Raw genomic sequence first — 13960 nt, 5'->3', positions numbered from 1 at the left:
CAATCGGTGAAGGAGTTCGGATGCGTACCAGCCCCGGCCTTGTCCGCGCCCTCGCGGTGGCCGCGAGCGTCGCGTTGTCGTTGTCCCTCATCCAGGTGGTGGCATCCCAGGACGTCGCCCTTCGATCCGCGGCGTCCCCGGACATCACGTCCCCGAGCGTCGCCTCCCGGAGCACGGCCTCCCCGAAGCCCGCCTCCCCGGCCTCCGCGCCCCTCAACCTGGGAAGCCCAAGAGCCGGAATCTCGAATCCCGGCACCTCGGGCGCCGGAACCTCGGGCACCGGAGCCGCCGGAGCCGCCGAGGCCGCCAAGTCGAATGCCGGAATCCCGAACACGGGAGGCCCGGTTTCCGGCCCCGCGAACTCCGGCCCCGCGAACTCCGCCTCGCCGGGCCCGCAGCCGTCTTCGTCGTCCTCAGGCACCATGCCTGCGGGGTCCCCGGAGTCCCCGCGCTCCCCGCGCGCCGTACCGCAGAAAGCGCAGGTCACGCCCCCGAGCCCCGTACCCCCGACCCCCCAACCGTCGGCCCCGCGGCCCTCGGCCACCCCCTCCCCGACCCCCACCGCCGCCAAGCCGAAGCCTTCCCGCCCGCTCCGCCTCAGCCGCACCCAGCGCCGGTTGATCGACTCGGTGGACGTACGGCGGGTGCACACCCACCTGAAGGAGCTCCAGCGCATCGCGGACGCGAACGGCGGCACCCGCGCTGCCGGCACCCCGGGCTACCGCGCCTCCCGCGACTACGTGGCCGCCAAACTCCGCGAGGCGGGCTACCGGGTGACCCTCCAGCCGTTCGAGTTCGGCTACTTCGCCGAGAACTCCACCGCCCTGATGGAACGAATCGCCCCCACCCGCGCCACCTACGCCCCCACACCCCCCGACGGCTCGGCGACCGGCGACTTCGCCACCATGACCTACTCGGGCACCGGCGAGGTCACCGCCCCCGTGCACGCGGTCGACGTCACCCTGCCCCCGACCGCCAAGCACCCCTCCACCTCCGGTTGCGAGCACGCCGACTTCGCCAAGTTCCCACGCGGCGGCATCGCCCTGATCCAGCGCGGCACCTGCAGCTTCGCCCTCAAGGTGAGCAACGCCCAGGCCGCCGGGGCCGCCGCGGTCATCGTCTTCAACGAGGGCCTGCCCGACCGCACCGACCTGCTCCGCGGCAGCCTCAGCACCCCCGGCGTCACGATCCCGGTCGTCGGCACCACGTACGCGACCGGAGCCGCCCTGGCGACCACACGCGGAGCCGTGATCCACCTCAGAACCGACACCACCAGCCAGGCCCGCGTCACCCACAACGTGATCGCCGACTCCCCCCGGGGCGACCGCAACAAGGTCGTCATGGTGGGCGCGCACCTGGACTCGGTCGCCGCCGGCCCCGGCATCAACGACAACGGCTCGGGCAGCGCCGCGATCCTCGCCGTCGCCGAGGCCCTGAGCGACGCCCGGACCCGCAACCACCTGCGATTCGCCTGGTGGGGCGCCGAGGAACTCGGCCTGATCGGCTCACAGCACTACGTCACCACCCTCCCGCCCGACGACCGCGCCCGAATCCGCCTCTACCTGAACTTCGACATGATCGCCTCCCCGAACCCGGCCATGAAGGTCTACAACGGCACCGTCTCAAGCACCGGCGCCGTCCCGCCCGGCTCGGCCGAGATCGAGGGCCTCTTCCGCGCCCATTTCGACGCCGTCAAGCAGCCGTACGGCGAGGCCGATCTCGGCGGCCGTTCGGACTACGTCGGCTTCATGAAGGCCGGCATCCCCACCGGGGGCCTGTTCACCGGCGCGGGGGGAGTCAAGACCGAGGAGGAGGCCCGCCGCTTCGGCGGCGTCGCCGGCCGCCCGTACGACCCCTGCTACCACCGGCCCTGCGACACCATCGCCAACATCGACCACCCGGCCCTGGCCGTCGCCACCCGCGCCATCGCCACCGCCGTCGTCGTGTACGCCTCCGCCCGCGACCTGCCCGGCCCTCACGCCTGAGCAGGCCCGCGACACCGGATCCGGCCCCGATCCCGCCCGGTCATCGACGCGCGTCGCCGTAGCAAATCGAGCCGTCCTCGGTCGAGACGCTCGGCCCGGCGTCGGTGGAGTGCTCGGGCAAGACCGGCACCCCCCCAAGGGCGAGATGACCCTTGGGCGGGTGGTGACCGCCCCAGGGGATGTCGTCGTACCTCTTACTCGACCAGTGGCTTACTCGACCAGTGGCTCGCCCGCGCGGCCACGGCGAGCGTGGCGCTGTGGGCGGGCGAACCGCGCAAACTGCTGCTCCGCCGTACCGGCGCGGCGGCACCCCGCCATACGCCCGAACGCCCGCCCCCCTGGGTGTGAGCCACCCGGCCGGTCCCCGCGGCCGGGTGGGCGGTCACGAACGCGCCTGGGCAGCGACCTCAAGCACCCGGCCCCGCTCCTCGGGCGGGCAGAAAGGCGCGACGAGCAGGTCGGTGGTTCCGGCGTCGCGGAAGCGGCGCAGCTCGGCCAGCACCTCCGACTCGGAGCCGACGATGATGGCGTCGGCGGGGCCGGACAGGCCGCCGCGATCCAGGATGGCCCGGTAGGCGGGCATGTCATTGACGATCGAGAGGTTCGTGGCAACCGCTTCGCGTACGGCGTCGGGGTCGTTCGTCACAGCCACCATCGCCCCCACCACCACACGAGCGCCGTCGGCCAGGCGGGGCACCAGCCAGTCGGCGACGGTCGCGGGCCGTACCCAGGTCGCGATGGTGCCGTCGGCGAGGTCATGGGCGATCTGGAGCATGCGCGGCCCCATCGCGGAGATCAGGACCGGCGGCGCGGGGACGTTGACGGCGAGCTGGGCGTCCACGGTGAAGAACTCGCCGGAATATTTGACGTGCTCGCCACGCAGCAGCGGGCGCAGGACCTCCAGGTACTCGCGGGTGTGCCGGGCCGGCGCGGTGTAGGGGATGCCGAGCTGGCCGGTGACGATCCAGGCGTGGCTCGGTCCGAGGCCCAGCGTGAGCCGCCCGCCGACGAGCTCCTGAACCGTCAGCGCCGCCGTGGCCCTCGCGACCGGATGCACCGGGTACGTCTGCGCGACCGCGGTGCCGACCTCCCGAGGCCCGTCGCCCGCCGCCGCCAGCACGCTCAGCGCGTCCAGACCGCCGGGCTGCTGCCCCGCCCAGACGCTGTCCAGCCCGTAGGACACGGCGAGCGCCGCCTCCGCGGCGACGTCCGCCACCGGGCCCATGGTGTTGAGACTCATTCCAATACGCATGCGGCGTAGTTCAGCACGCGCACCACGAGGTGATCGAGATCTATTCTGAATGTGTAGCGATAAGGTAAAGAGATCGTCGCAGGCAGGGGGCGCTGCAAGCGCGATTCGACGGGGGTTCGACGGGGGCACGATGGAGTTGCGGGCTCTGCGCTATTTCATAGCGGTCGCCGAGGAACTGCATTTCGGGCGGGCCGCCGAGCGGCTGAACATCGCGCAACCCGCGGTCAGCCAGCAGGTCGCCCGGCTGGAACGCGAGCTGGGCGTCCGCCTGCTCGACCGCTCACCACGCACGGTCCGCCTCACCGACGCCGGACGCCGCGTGCTCGACGCCGCCCAAGACGTCCTCAAGGCCGCCGACCGGGTCCGCGTCGTCGCCCACGAGGTGGCCGCCGTCGTACGCATCGGCACCGGGCCGGGGCTCGCCCGCCGCCTCGAACGCGGCATCGACGCCCTACGCGAATACAACTCCGCCTTCGAAGTCGTGCTCGTCGACCTCCCGATCGAGAGCCGTCTCGCCGCCATCCGACGCGGCGACCTCCACATCGCCCTGGCCCGCGGCATCGTCACCGCACCCGGCCTCCTGGTGCTCCCGGTCTGGTCCGAGCCGCTGCACGTCGTCGTATCCGCACGCCACCCGCTCGCGGACCGCGACGTCGTCACCGTCGGCGACATGGCCGACGACGTCCTGCGCATGCCGTCCCGAGACAACGACGCCCCACTACACGACGCCATCACCGCCGCCCTGGAACCGGACAAGGCACGCCTGCGCTTCGGCCGCCCCACCGGCACGGTCCAGGACACCGTCATCGAGGTCGGCTCCAACCCGCGAAGCTGGGCGCTGTTCCCCGCCGAGCAGATCGCCGCCACCGGCGCCACCCGAGTACGCTCGATCCCCCTCGACCCACCCCTCACGATCGGCGGCAGCGTCATCCTCCCCACGGACGTCACCCCCTACTGCGCCGAGGCCATCGCAAACGCCTTCCGCGACACCCCCACGACCTTGAACGGCCACGACCCACGGGCACCCCGGAACGGCGCTTCACGCGTACCCGGTAGCCGTAGCAGGTAGCCGTACGCGGTGGCCGTACCCGGTGGTCGTACGCGGTGACCGTACCCAATCGGTCAGGTCGGTCAGGGCCGCCCCGGCTCGGGCAAACCGGTCCACGGCGGGCCCATGTGCCGCACCCCCGACCGGGTGGGCAGGCCGAAGGCGACGGCCTTGCCGTGGACGCCCGTACAGGAGGTCGTGGCGGGGTAGGCGAGGCAGTGCCCGTCGGAGAGTTGGCGCAGCAGGGGCAGCCCCCTGCCGTGCTCCGGCAGAGGGTCGCCGCCGACCGGGCCGGAATCGTGCAGCGCGGCGGCGACCCGCCGCAGGTCCGGGTCACCGTCGATGACCTCGCACCAGATGGGCACCCCGCCGACGATGAAGACGCGCATCTCGTACGGCGGCCTGCCGTGCCGTTCGGCATTGCCCGCCAGCTCGGCCACGGCCAGCTTGGCGTCGAAGACGGCGGCCTCGTCGAGCCCGGCTCCGCGCAGGACGCCCTCCAGCAGCGTTCGCGCCTGCCGGGCCGCGCCGCCGGGCTCGAGGGTCCAGGCCAGCATGCGAACCCGCGCGGTGGTCGCGGCGGCTGCGGATTCCCCACCTCGTACGGTGCCGGTCTCGGCGGCGTTTGCTGCGGCGACGCGACGGGAGAGGAGAGACGCTTCGTCGGCTTTGGCGGAATTGCCGCTGGTGAATCCCATATTTTTACGCTCCGTTGTCGGCGATAACGGAAGGTAGAAAACTGGAGGCGTGACGGCCTCTGGGAGATCGCCGCCGTGTCATTCGGCTCGATCGCGCCAACGGGTGGGGTGCTGGTCGTTTCCTGGTCGTTTCCGCCGGTGGCGCGGCCCGGATCTACCGGATGATTGACAATTGGTTGTTGTCCGGTGACGTTGAGTCCTGGGAGGCCGCATGAGTGAGACCACGGGCCCGCGGGGCAGGCCCGAGCTGGTGCGGGCGCGTAAGCGGCTCGGCATGAGCCAGGCGGAGGCCGCCGAGGCGTTGCTGGTCACGCCCACCACGCTGAGCCGGTGGGAGCGGGGCGCCCAGGAGATCCGCCCGGTGTACCGCGCCCGGATGGCCGAGGTGTTCGGGGTCAACGGCGAACAGATCGAGCGATGGCTGGAATGCGCCGACCCCGTGGCCACCGAGCTGTGGCCGTTGCCGGACTTCACGGACATGTCGATCGCCTCGACGGTGAAATCGGCCGAGAAGTTATGGAGGAGCGAATTGGACCTGCAACGACGGCACATGCTGGCCGCCCTGCCCTTCGTGCCCACTGCGGTCGACGGGTGGCTGTCGTCTTGGAGCTATGGTGCCGCCGCGACATCCGTGGCCGGGTCGGAGTCCGGACGCGCGGTGGGGCTCTCTGACGTGCGGCGCATCGACGAGATGCGAGAGCTGTTCAGCCGGGCGGATCACCAGTACGGGGGCGGCCTGGTGCGCCCGGCGGCGGTGGACTACCTCAACACCACCGTTGCACCCCTGCTGCGGGGCAGTTACGACGATCGGATCGGGTCCGCGTTGCTGACGGCGGCGGCGACCATGACCGCCTTCGTCGGCTGGACCGCGTTCGACACGGGACGGCAAGGGCTTGCGCAGCACTATTACGGCCAGGCGCTCAAGCTCGCGAAGACCGCCGACGATCAATTAACGGGTGCGCTCGTGCTGAGCAGGATGACGTATCAGGCCATCCACCTCAACCAGCCCGCCCAGGCGTCTCTGGTAGCCCGCGCGGCCGTGGAGAGCGCCCGAAAGGCGGAAGCGTCGCCCAGGGTCATGGGCATGCTCCTCGTCCGCCAGGCCTGGGCCGATGCCATCATACGGCCCGGCGACCGGCACAAGATTCGCCAGATCGAGGCGCTGCTCGGCGAGGCCGAGCGTGTGTACGGCAAGGGCACGTCAGACCGGGACCCGGACTGGGCCGCCCGGTGGGACGAGCCGCAGTTCGGTGGCGAACTCGGCACTGTCTGGGAACTCATCGGCAACAACTCCCGTGCGGCGGACTACGCCGAGCAGGCCATCCGCGCGTTTGAGACCGATCGCCCGAGATCCGCCGCGCTCAACCGTGTCGCCGCAGCCCACGCCCAGCTGGGCTTGGGCGAGCTGGATCAAGCGGTCGATTGGGCCCGGAAAGCCGTCGCCGATGCGAGATCCTTGAACTCGCTTCGGCTGATCGAGCGGGTCAAGCGCTTCGACAAGCGACTCAAGCCGTACGAGAAGAGCATCCACATCCGTGAGTTCCGCTCCTACCTCGATCAGGCGATCGCCGTGTGACCACAGTCGAGCCTCTGTTGCGATTTTCGCAACAGAGGCATACTGTGAGGTCATGTCCGGGGAAGTCATCGTGCAGCGTGTCCGCCAAGTGATCGCGAGGAGCGGCCGAAGCCAAGGTGAGTTCGCCGCTCTGGTCGGCCTTGACGCAGCCAAAATGTCCAAATCGCTCTCGGGCGCCCGACGGTTCACCTCGCTTGATTTGGCACGCATCGCCGAGGTCGGCGGTGTGACGGTCGACTGGCTGCTGGGGCTGGACGACACCCCGGCACTGGCCGCGCGGTATTCGTCTGCTCTGGCCGAGCCCGCCGAGAAGGCGATCGAGGAGGCCGCTAGACTCACGCAGTTCCGTGCCGACCTCGCCTTTCTCGGGTACGAGCAGCGTGCCGTCCTTCCTCCCACCCCGCCCACCGGCGGTTGGTGGGTCGGGCAGGGCCTAGAGCTCGCCGCCTGGGCACTCGACCGGGCACGCGATGCTGGGGCCGACCCCAGCCATACGCGGGACCTCGCCGAACTGATCGAGAACGTTTTCGGCATCGACATCGCGGTCAGCGAACTGCCCAATGGCTTCGACGGTCTGGCCTGCAGCAATAAGCAGGCCTGGCTGATTCTCGTCGGCACCTCGGCGGTCCCCAGCCGTCAGCGGTTCACCCTCGCCCACGAACTGGGGCACGTACTGGCCGGAGACGACCAGGGCCTGCTGATGGACGCCGACATCTACGACCAGCGCCACCGTCAGCACGCCTCCGAGACCCGTGCCAACGCCTTCGCCACCGCCTTTCTCCTTCCCCGGGAGCTGTTGGAGGCGGAGACGAGCGAGACGACCTGGACGGACGAGTCCTTCGCCAGGCTCGTCTTCCGTTGGTGGGTGTCCCCGAGCGCCCTGGCATGGCGGCTGCACAACCTTGACCTGCTCCCCAAGAAACTCTGTGCCAGGTTCCGCGGTATGACCACCGAGGCGGCGGCGTTGCTCGCCGGCGAGTTGGGTGCGTTCACCGAGTGGATCGACGCCGCCTCCCGCCACCGCATCCCGCAGCTCCTGCTCCGCGACGCCTTCCAGGCGTACCTCGACGGCAACGCGACCCTCCGCCCCTTCGCGAACCTCATCGGCGTGGACAGCGAGACCATCCGGCGAGCTCTCGAACAAGCCGGAGAGGAACCTCCGCTCACGTCATGACCTGGCATCTCGGTCGTCATCTCCGCTTGCCAACCCGGCCTACCGACCTTGGGCAGGGATCGTACGGTGGCAAAGGGTGGGGCATGCTTGAGGAATGGCGCAGGCGATGGGTAACGGCGGCGGGCCGGTCGGAGGGCTGGGCACTTTGCCGTGGGTGTCGGATTCCGGGGCCGTCGAGTGGTTAGCCGATCTTGTCGCTGATGGCGATGTGGTGGTGCTCAGTGGGGCCGGGATATCCACCGAGTCGGGGATTCCGGACTATCGGGGTGAGACCGGGCGGGCGCGGCGGGCCACGCCGATGACCTATCAGACGTTTGTGGGCAGTGTCGAGGCGCGGCGGCGGTACTGGGCGCGGAGTCATTTGGGGTGGCGGCATATCGTGCGGGCCGCGCCTAATGATGGGCATCGGGTGGTGGCGGCGCTGCAGGGGCATGGGCTGGTCGCTGGGGTTATCACGCAGAACGTGGACGGGCTGCATCAGGCCGCTGGGGCGCGGAACGTGATCGAGTTGCATGGCAGCCTGGATCGGGTGCTGTGTCTGGGGTGCGGGCGGCGGAGCTCTCGTGAGGTGTTGCATCGGCGGCTGTGTGCGGCGAATCCGGGGTGGGAGGCGCGGCCCGGGACGATCAATCCGGACGGTGACGTGGTGCTCGACGATGACGAGGTCGCCACGTTCACCGTGGTGGACTGCGAGGACTGCGGGGGCATGCTCAAGCCTGATGTGATCTTCTTCGGGGAGAATGTGCCCCGGCCGCGTGTCGAGCGATGTTACGAACTGACCGAGCGGGCCGGTCTGCTGCTCGTGCTCGGCTCGTCCCTCACCGTGATGTCCGGCTACCGCTTCGTACGGCATGCCGCGGAGCGTGGGATCCCTGTGGCGATCATCAACCGCGGTGCGACCAGGGGCGACACGCACGCCCTGCTGACCCTCGACGCACCCCTCGGCCCTGCCCTCACCGCACTCCTGTCGGCGCTGCCCGTCGCGACGTCCGCTCGCTGAGCCTCGGGCGGGGTGCTGCGGCGGGTTGGGGGTCGTCGTTCATGGGTGGCGCTCATGGGTGGGAGGGAGAGCCGCCGTTCTCGGCCGGTGGTCTCGGCCGCGATGGTCTCGGCCGATCGTTTCGGGCATGGGCTGGACGGCCTCGCCGTGGTGCGTGCGTCGTCAGTGTCCAGGGCGGGCTCAGCGACCCCACGGTTCCGCCGCGCGGGTTCGGGTCAGGGGCCGGCGATCACGTGGATTTCGAAGTCGTGGCCGCTGACCACCTGGCCCGCCCTGATCTTGCGCCGCTTCCGTAGTTCCACGACGCCGTCGACGAGGACCTCGCCGTCCGCGATGAGATGCTTGGCCTCGCCGCCGCTCTCGGTTATGGCGCAGACCTTCAGCAGATCGCACAGCGGGATGTACTCCGAGCGCAGTTGGAAGGTCTCGTCCACCTGTTCAGCATAGGCCGTGCGGGGCGGCGAGCCGGGCGCGGACGATCAGGTCGTGGAGGGTTCGCTTGGCGGTGGGCGCCTCGGGGAGGTGGGAGGTGTCCCTGGCCTGCTCCAGGGCGGCGGTGAGGCGGTGGACGTCGGTCTCCAGGGCGGCGGTGTCGGGGGCGTCGGCGGGGAGGGTGCCGTGTTCGGCGGTCTTTTTCGCCTCGACCAGGCCGGGGAGGTACGGCGGGGCGTCGGCGTACAGGCGGGTCAGGTCGGCGACGACCTCGCCGGTGCGCATCAGGTGGATGCCGGTCAGCAGTACGCGGAAGGTGTAGAGCAGCGGCTTGAGCTCCCGGCTCTTGGTGAACAGCGTCCACTGGGTGCGGGCGAAGCCCAGGTAGTGGTGGGCGTGGTGCCGGGTCAGGCAGCCGGGGGCGGCCGCGCGCAGCTCCTCGTGGATCGGGGAGGACGTCACGATCAGGGGCGACAGCAACTGTTCCAGGACGTAGCCGTTGCGGGTGAGCAGCAGGCGGCAGAACTTGATCAGGTCGTGGGTGACCAGGTCGACCTCGACGCCCTCGCGGCGCCAGGTGCGGGTGATCGTGTCGTCGCCTTCGTACAGGCCGATGACCTGCTCGACCGGCAGCAGGTGTACGCCGCGCAGATCGACGTCGGAGTCGGCGGACGGGAACCCGTACAGGTGTGCGCCGCTGACGGTGGCGAACAGCAGCGGATGCGGCTGTTCGGCGGCGATCGCGGGCAGCCAGGCGGGCAGGCCGTCGAGGCCGTCCAGGTGGTTCAGCGGCGTGACGTTCTCGGGGGCCTTGTTCACAGGTTGGCCTTTCGCACGCTTGTCAGGAATTCGTCGATGGCGTCACGGTCGGGATGATCGGGCAGGATGCCCGGGTGGTCGTCCAGGTTGGAGCTGAGGTCGTCGCGCCAGCGTTCGACCTCTTGCCAGGACAGTTCGCCGCGGCGCAGGGCCAGCAGGCGGTCGCGGTGCTCGTCGACGTCCACCAGCGGCTCGCCGTGCAGCACCAGGTGGCGGCCGGACAGCAGCAGGCGGATCATGTGCATCGCCTGCTTCCACTTGGGCCGCTCCGGGTTGAGCCGGCGGAACTGGGCGTGTGCGTACTCCAGAAAGGTACGGCGGGCGCGCTGGGACAGGAATGCGCGGCGCAGCGCGAGCAGTTGCTCGCCGGTGGGGGTGGCGCGCTCCACGATCGGCGACCACAGGCATTCCAGGATGGTCGGGTTGGACTGCAGGGCCAGCACGCAGAACCGCTCGATCTCCCAGGAGAACTGCTCGGGCAGCGGGCCGTCCACGTGCGTGGGCGGTTTGTCCAGGTGCCAGAACAGCGGCGTCGGCGCGACGAAGACGCCGCGCCGGTCGGTGTCGGAGGACTCGGTCCGCAGGCCGTACGCGCGGGAGCCGACCACCACCGACAGCACGGTGTGGTCGGTGACGAGGCGTTCGGCGAGTTCCACGGATCGGGCCTCCTGTACGCGTCCGGCGGTGGTTCCGGCCCCACCGGCGGTGATCCGGACCATGGGCGTCAATTGTGGCCAGGGGTGACGTATCAGCGCGACCTGGTTTCGGCGGGGCCGGTGGCTTCGGTGCGGCTAACGTCGGGCGTATGAGGATTCTGCTGATCGGCGCCACCGGCAAGCTCGGTACGGCCCTGCACAAGACCCTGGCCGCCCGCGGACACGAGATCGTCGCCGTCTCCCGCAACGCGGGCGATCTGCGCTACGACTTCACTGATCCCGCGCAGGTCACCGAGATGTACGAGCGGGCCGGCGCCCTGGACGCGGTGGCCGTCGCCGCCGGGCACGTGCCGTACAAGCGGGTCGTCGAGATGGCCCCGGAGGACTATCTGGCCGGTTTTCGCGGCAAGGTGCTCAGCCAGATCGACGTGGTGCGGCAGGGGGCATCCCGCATCGCCGAGCGGGGCTCGTTCACCCTGATCAGCGGAGTGCTCGGCCGCGACCCCGTCGTCACCGCCAGCGCCGCGGCCATGGCGAACGGCGCTCTGGAGGCCTTCGTCCGCGCCGCCGCGATCGAGCTCGCGCCGCAGCGGGTCAACATCGTCGGCCCGACCGTGTTCACCGAGTCCGTCGCCGACTACGGTCACATCTTCCCCGGGATGGAGCCGGTCGATCTGTCGCGGGTCGCGATGGCCTACGTGCACTCCGTCGAGGGCGCGCATACCGGGCGCGTCTACCAGCTCGGCTAGGCGGTCGCTCGACGATCGGGGTGTGGTCGGCGTGGCCAGCGGGGGCGGGACGAGGTCGGTGAAGACGTCGGGCCGGTTGAGGGGGGACGTGTGCCCGGCGTCTTCGACTTGTCCATCTGGGTCACTACGGGGCCGGGGGCGCGTATCGGAACGGACAGTGCCCCCGGGCCGTCGCCGTCGTCACACCTGGACGCTACGGTGGCGATCGTGACCGCCTATCTGCTCATCCTGGGTGAACGCGAGGCCGTGGCGTGGGTGCTGCGGGAGTCTCGCATGGCCTTTCCACCGACGAACCGGCGGGAGGTGGACCGGCTGACGGTCGGCGACGAGCTGTTCCTGCTGACCACGCGGGGCTGCTGGCACAATCCCACGCGGGACCGCACGCGGGTGATCGGGCTGGCGCGGGTCGCCACCGGCGTCGAGACGTACGCGAGGGCGGTGAACATCGCCGGGCGCGACTTCACCCGGGGGTGCGGGATCGACGTCGATCTGCTCGCGCCGTACCTGCGCGGGGTCGAGCTCGCGCCGCTGCTTCCGCGGCTGGCCGCGTTCCCCGACAAACGCGCCGGGGCCTGGTCGATCAGGCTGCGCCGCCCGCTGCTCGCGTTGCCCAAATCGGACGCCGACCTGCTGCGGGAGGAACTCGCCGAGGTCGCCGTGGCGCCGGCCGTCGCCGTCGAGGAGTACTTCGACAGGATCCGGCCGGTACGCCGGACCAGGCCGGGCGTGCCGACGGGGTGACCGTCAGCCGTCGTCCCGGGCGGGGGCGGCCGGGGTGCGGGGAGCCGGGGTTCCGGGTGCCGGGGTTCGGGGTTCCGGGGTTCGGGGGGCCGTCAGGGCGTCGAGTTCGGTCCGCAGGGCGGCGGCGAGGAGGGGCAGGTCGGGGCAGCCGTCGACGTCGGCGAGGATCGTGACGGTGAGGACGCCCGCGTAGGAGAGGGCGGCGAAGACGACGGTCACGTTGCCGGTGGTCGAGGGCAGTGGGATGATCTCGCGGATCGGCGTGCCGCAGAAGGAGAGCCGCTCGGCGGGGCCCCGCATGTTGGTCAGGAACGTGTTGGTCAGCCGCTGGTGATCCATCAGCCAGGGCAGGACGCCGGTGGCCCGCATGACGCGGAGCATGAGGCCGAGAACGGTGCCCGGAGGATCTGCGGGGCCCGGTCTTGCGGGCGCGGGTGATGGCGGCGACGCGCCGCAGTCGCGGCTCGGGGGCGCCGTGCAGCGGCAGCAGCACCGCCATGGAGCCGACGTGATTGCCGGGCCGGTCGGGGGCGGTCGCCGGATCGTCCGCCGTACGGCCCGAGACCGACACCGAGACCGACAGGGCGTCGCCCGCCACAGCGGGCGTGAGCGCGGCAGCGGTTCCGTGACCAGACGCGCCACCAGATCCAGCAGCGCCTGCTCGTCGCCGGGGCCGGGGCACTTCACCACTCGCACGTGCCGGCGTACGTCGAACGCCGGGTCGGGGACCCAGATCGGACGCCCGCATCCGGGCGGCGTGCCGACGAGCCGCTGCCGCAGGCGGGGCGCCCGGCCGACGCGGGCGGCCATGAGCCGCTGAGCCCGCTCGACGGTGAACGATTCCGCGGCCTCCAGCAGGATCACCGCGCCCACCTGCATGGGCAGCCGCCCGGCGTCGTTGGCCAGGTGCGTGAGATCTCCGGCGCTCGCCCGCTCGATGACGTGCCCGCTCATGCCCCTCATCGCGCCTCGCCACCAGCCCTTTCCGCCTCCGGAGTCGATCTCAGGGTGGCGGGGCGCCGCCGATGGCGGACAGTGCCGAACGTCCCGGGGCATCGTCCGAACGTCCCGGCGTCGTCCAGGCGCCGAGGGCCGTTCCAACGCCAGAAGGTATCGAACCGCCCATCGACGACATTTCCTTATCTGTCTAAATTAGTCACATCTATGGGTGAATCTCGCCTGGATCGGGCAAATTGCCGCATGTGCCGTATCCATAAATGGTGGCTTAAGCCGATGTTGTAGGAAGTCTTGGCGCGGCCTGATGTGACGTGTATAAATATCACTGTGGCCATGAATCAACAAAAAATGGCCCGAGGCCGATACGTCCCTAATCGGCAGCAAGTCATTCCGTGTCGCGCCAGGGGACAGGCGTGGCCGGAATGCGTACCTCCGAACAGACCGCTCCTTGGGCAACCGAGGAGCGCTGGATCAAGAAGGCGGATGATTTCATGAGGGTCCGGAAGCGCCTGGCTTCGCTCGCCCTGCTCGCCGGCCTGGCCGGCGGTTCGCTGCTGGTCGGCACCCCCGCCGCTCAGGCGGCCGGCGGCTACTCCTGCTCCAACGGCCTCGCCAACCTCGTCACCTGCAACAAGACCATCCTCGGGATCCCGGTCTCGATCGGCATCGTCGGCAACCGGGTCCTGTCCGGCAACGAGATCAGCATCCTGGAGAACAGCCTGAACGGCCTCGACCTGAACGTGGCCAACATCAAGGACTCCGTCCTCGGCGTCTACGGCTCGTTCAATCCGCCCATCAACCTCTTACTCAAGGACGTGAACGTCTGCATCGGGTCCCTGTGCATCTGACCCTGCGTACCATCGGACGCCGGAA

At 70.3% G+C, this 13960-nt stretch carries 14 protein-coding genes; 8 read left to right on the top strand and 6 right to left on the bottom strand.

From position 1 onward, the window contains the following. Window positions 1-20: 20 nt before the first annotated feature. Window positions 21-1985 (top strand): M28 family metallopeptidase, encoded by a 1965-nt coding sequence (locus AB0K60_RS08500; protein WP_364050053.1) that lies wholly within the window; start codon window positions 21-23, stop codon window positions 1983-1985. Window positions 1986-2367: 382 nt separating this feature from the next. Here AB0K60_RS08500 and AB0K60_RS08495 read toward each other — a convergent pair whose 3' ends face one another. After that, a complete protein-coding gene (locus tag AB0K60_RS08495; RefSeq protein ID WP_364050051.1) occupies window positions 2368-3225 on the bottom strand; it encodes a TIGR03564 family F420-dependent LLM class oxidoreductase in 858 nt (285 codons plus the stop codon). A gap of 142 nt (window positions 3226-3367) precedes the next feature. On the opposite strand from AB0K60_RS08495, the gene AB0K60_RS08490 reads away from it, so the two are divergent. Further along, on the top strand, window positions 3368-4306 hold the full coding sequence (locus AB0K60_RS08490; protein ID WP_364050049.1) for a LysR family transcriptional regulator: 939 nt from the start codon (window positions 3368-3370) through the stop codon (window positions 4304-4306). A 62-nt stretch (window positions 4307-4368) separates the two neighbouring features. Here AB0K60_RS08490 and AB0K60_RS08485 read toward each other — a convergent pair whose 3' ends face one another. After that, the gene (locus tag AB0K60_RS08485) at window positions 4369-4983 is read right to left on the bottom strand and encodes an ATP-binding protein (RefSeq protein ID WP_364050047.1); all 615 of its coding nucleotides are present in this window, start codon (window positions 4981-4983) and stop codon (window positions 4369-4371) included. Between the two features lie 211 nt (window positions 4984-5194). On the opposite strand from AB0K60_RS08485, the gene AB0K60_RS08480 reads away from it, so the two are divergent. From AB0K60_RS08480 to AB0K60_RS08470, 3 genes are all read left to right on the top strand, one after another. Next, on the top strand, window positions 5195-6559 hold the full coding sequence (locus tag AB0K60_RS08480) for a helix-turn-helix transcriptional regulator (RefSeq protein WP_364050045.1): 1365 nt from the start codon (window positions 5195-5197) through the stop codon (window positions 6557-6559). Between the two features lie 154 nt (window positions 6560-6713). Beyond that, window positions 6714-7733: an ImmA/IrrE family metallo-endopeptidase gene (locus tag AB0K60_RS08475; RefSeq protein WP_364050043.1), complete on the top strand. Its 1020-nt coding sequence runs from the start codon at window positions 6714-6716 to the stop codon at window positions 7731-7733. A gap of 94 nt (window positions 7734-7827) precedes the next feature. Beyond that, entirely contained in the window at window positions 7828-8733 is a 906-nt protein-coding gene (locus AB0K60_RS08470; protein WP_364050041.1) for an NAD-dependent protein deacetylase, read from the top strand. 215 nt (window positions 8734-8948) lie between these two features. Here AB0K60_RS08470 and AB0K60_RS08465 read toward each other — a convergent pair whose 3' ends face one another. From AB0K60_RS08465 to AB0K60_RS08455, 3 genes are read right to left on the bottom strand one after another with little or no spacing between them, the layout of a single operon-like run. Continuing rightward, on the bottom strand, window positions 8949-9167 hold the full coding sequence (locus tag AB0K60_RS08465; protein ID WP_364050039.1) for an RNA-binding S4 domain-containing protein: 219 nt from the start codon (window positions 9165-9167) through the stop codon (window positions 8949-8951). Window positions 9168-9171: 4 nt separating this feature from the next. Further along, window positions 9172-9984, bottom strand: coding sequence for a nucleotidyltransferase domain-containing protein (locus AB0K60_RS08460; protein ID WP_364050038.1), 813 nt, complete (start codon window positions 9982-9984; stop codon window positions 9172-9174). Beyond that, window positions 9981-10703, bottom strand: coding sequence for a nucleotidyltransferase domain-containing protein (locus AB0K60_RS08455; RefSeq protein WP_364050036.1), 723 nt, complete (start codon window positions 10701-10703; stop codon window positions 9981-9983). Before AB0K60_RS08455 ends, AB0K60_RS08460 begins: the two co-directional genes overlap by 4 nt. 86 nt (window positions 10704-10789) lie before the next feature. Between AB0K60_RS08455 and AB0K60_RS08450 the strand changes: the two genes are divergently transcribed. Then, window positions 10790-11389: a short chain dehydrogenase gene (locus AB0K60_RS08450; protein ID WP_364050034.1), complete on the top strand. Its 600-nt coding sequence runs from the start codon at window positions 10790-10792 to the stop codon at window positions 11387-11389. 207 nt (window positions 11390-11596) lie between these two features. Further along, window positions 11597-12130, top strand: a complete 534-nt coding sequence (locus AB0K60_RS08445; protein WP_364050032.1) for a hypothetical protein — start codon at window positions 11597-11599, stop codon at window positions 12128-12130. A gap of 3 nt (window positions 12131-12133) precedes the next feature. Here the strand turns inward: AB0K60_RS08445 and AB0K60_RS08440 are convergent, their stop codons facing one another. Further along, complete coding sequence (locus AB0K60_RS08440; RefSeq protein ID WP_364050030.1) at window positions 12134-13084, bottom strand: wax ester/triacylglycerol synthase domain-containing protein; 951 nt, start codon at window positions 13082-13084, stop codon at window positions 12134-12136. Between the two features lie 494 nt (window positions 13085-13578). Between AB0K60_RS08440 and AB0K60_RS08435 the strand changes: the two genes are divergently transcribed. Further along, on the top strand, window positions 13579-13935 hold the full coding sequence (locus AB0K60_RS08435; RefSeq protein ID WP_364050028.1) for a hypothetical protein: 357 nt from the start codon (window positions 13579-13581) through the stop codon (window positions 13933-13935). Window positions 13936-13960 lie beyond the last annotated feature (25 nt).

Origin of the sequence: Thermopolyspora sp. NPDC052614 (assembly GCF_040678635.1) — a bacterium.
Classification (GTDB): Bacteria; Actinomycetota; Actinomycetes; order Streptosporangiales; family Streptosporangiaceae; genus Thermopolyspora.
The sequence above is the reverse complement of the archived record's forward strand: the minus strand, read 5'-3'. Positions and strand labels throughout refer to the sequence as shown.

Coding starts and splice junctions, on each gene's coding strand:
- AB0K60_RS08500 (WP_364050053.1), top strand. CDS start 21: ATGCGTACCAGCCCCGGCCTTGTCCGCGCCCTCGCGGTGGCCGCGAGC.
- AB0K60_RS08495 (WP_364050051.1), bottom strand. CDS start 3,225: ATGAGTCTCAACACCATGGGCCCGGTGGCGGACGTCGCCGCGGAGGCG.
- AB0K60_RS08490 (WP_364050049.1), top strand. CDS start 3,368: ATGGAGTTGCGGGCTCTGCGCTATTTCATAGCGGTCGCCGAGGAACTG.
- AB0K60_RS08485 (WP_364050047.1), bottom strand. CDS start 4,983: ATGGGATTCACCAGCGGCAATTCCGCCAAAGCCGACGAAGCGTCTCTC.
- AB0K60_RS08480 (WP_364050045.1), top strand. CDS start 5,195: ATGAGTGAGACCACGGGCCCGCGGGGCAGGCCCGAGCTGGTGCGGGCG.
- AB0K60_RS08475 (WP_364050043.1), top strand. CDS start 6,714: ATGTCCAAATCGCTCTCGGGCGCCCGACGGTTCACCTCGCTTGATTTG.
- AB0K60_RS08470 (WP_364050041.1), top strand. CDS start 7,828: ATGGCGCAGGCGATGGGTAACGGCGGCGGGCCGGTCGGAGGGCTGGGC.
- AB0K60_RS08455 (WP_364050036.1), bottom strand. CDS start 10,703: ATGGTCCGGATCACCGCCGGTGGGGCCGGAACCACCGCCGGACGCGTA.
- AB0K60_RS08450 (WP_364050034.1), top strand. CDS start 10,790: ATGAGGATTCTGCTGATCGGCGCCACCGGCAAGCTCGGTACGGCCCTG.
- AB0K60_RS08440 (WP_364050030.1), bottom strand. CDS start 13,084: ATGAGCGGGCACGTCATCGAGCGGGCGAGCGCCGGAGATCTCACGCAC.
- AB0K60_RS08435 (WP_364050028.1), top strand. CDS start 13,579: ATGAGGGTCCGGAAGCGCCTGGCTTCGCTCGCCCTGCTCGCCGGCCTG.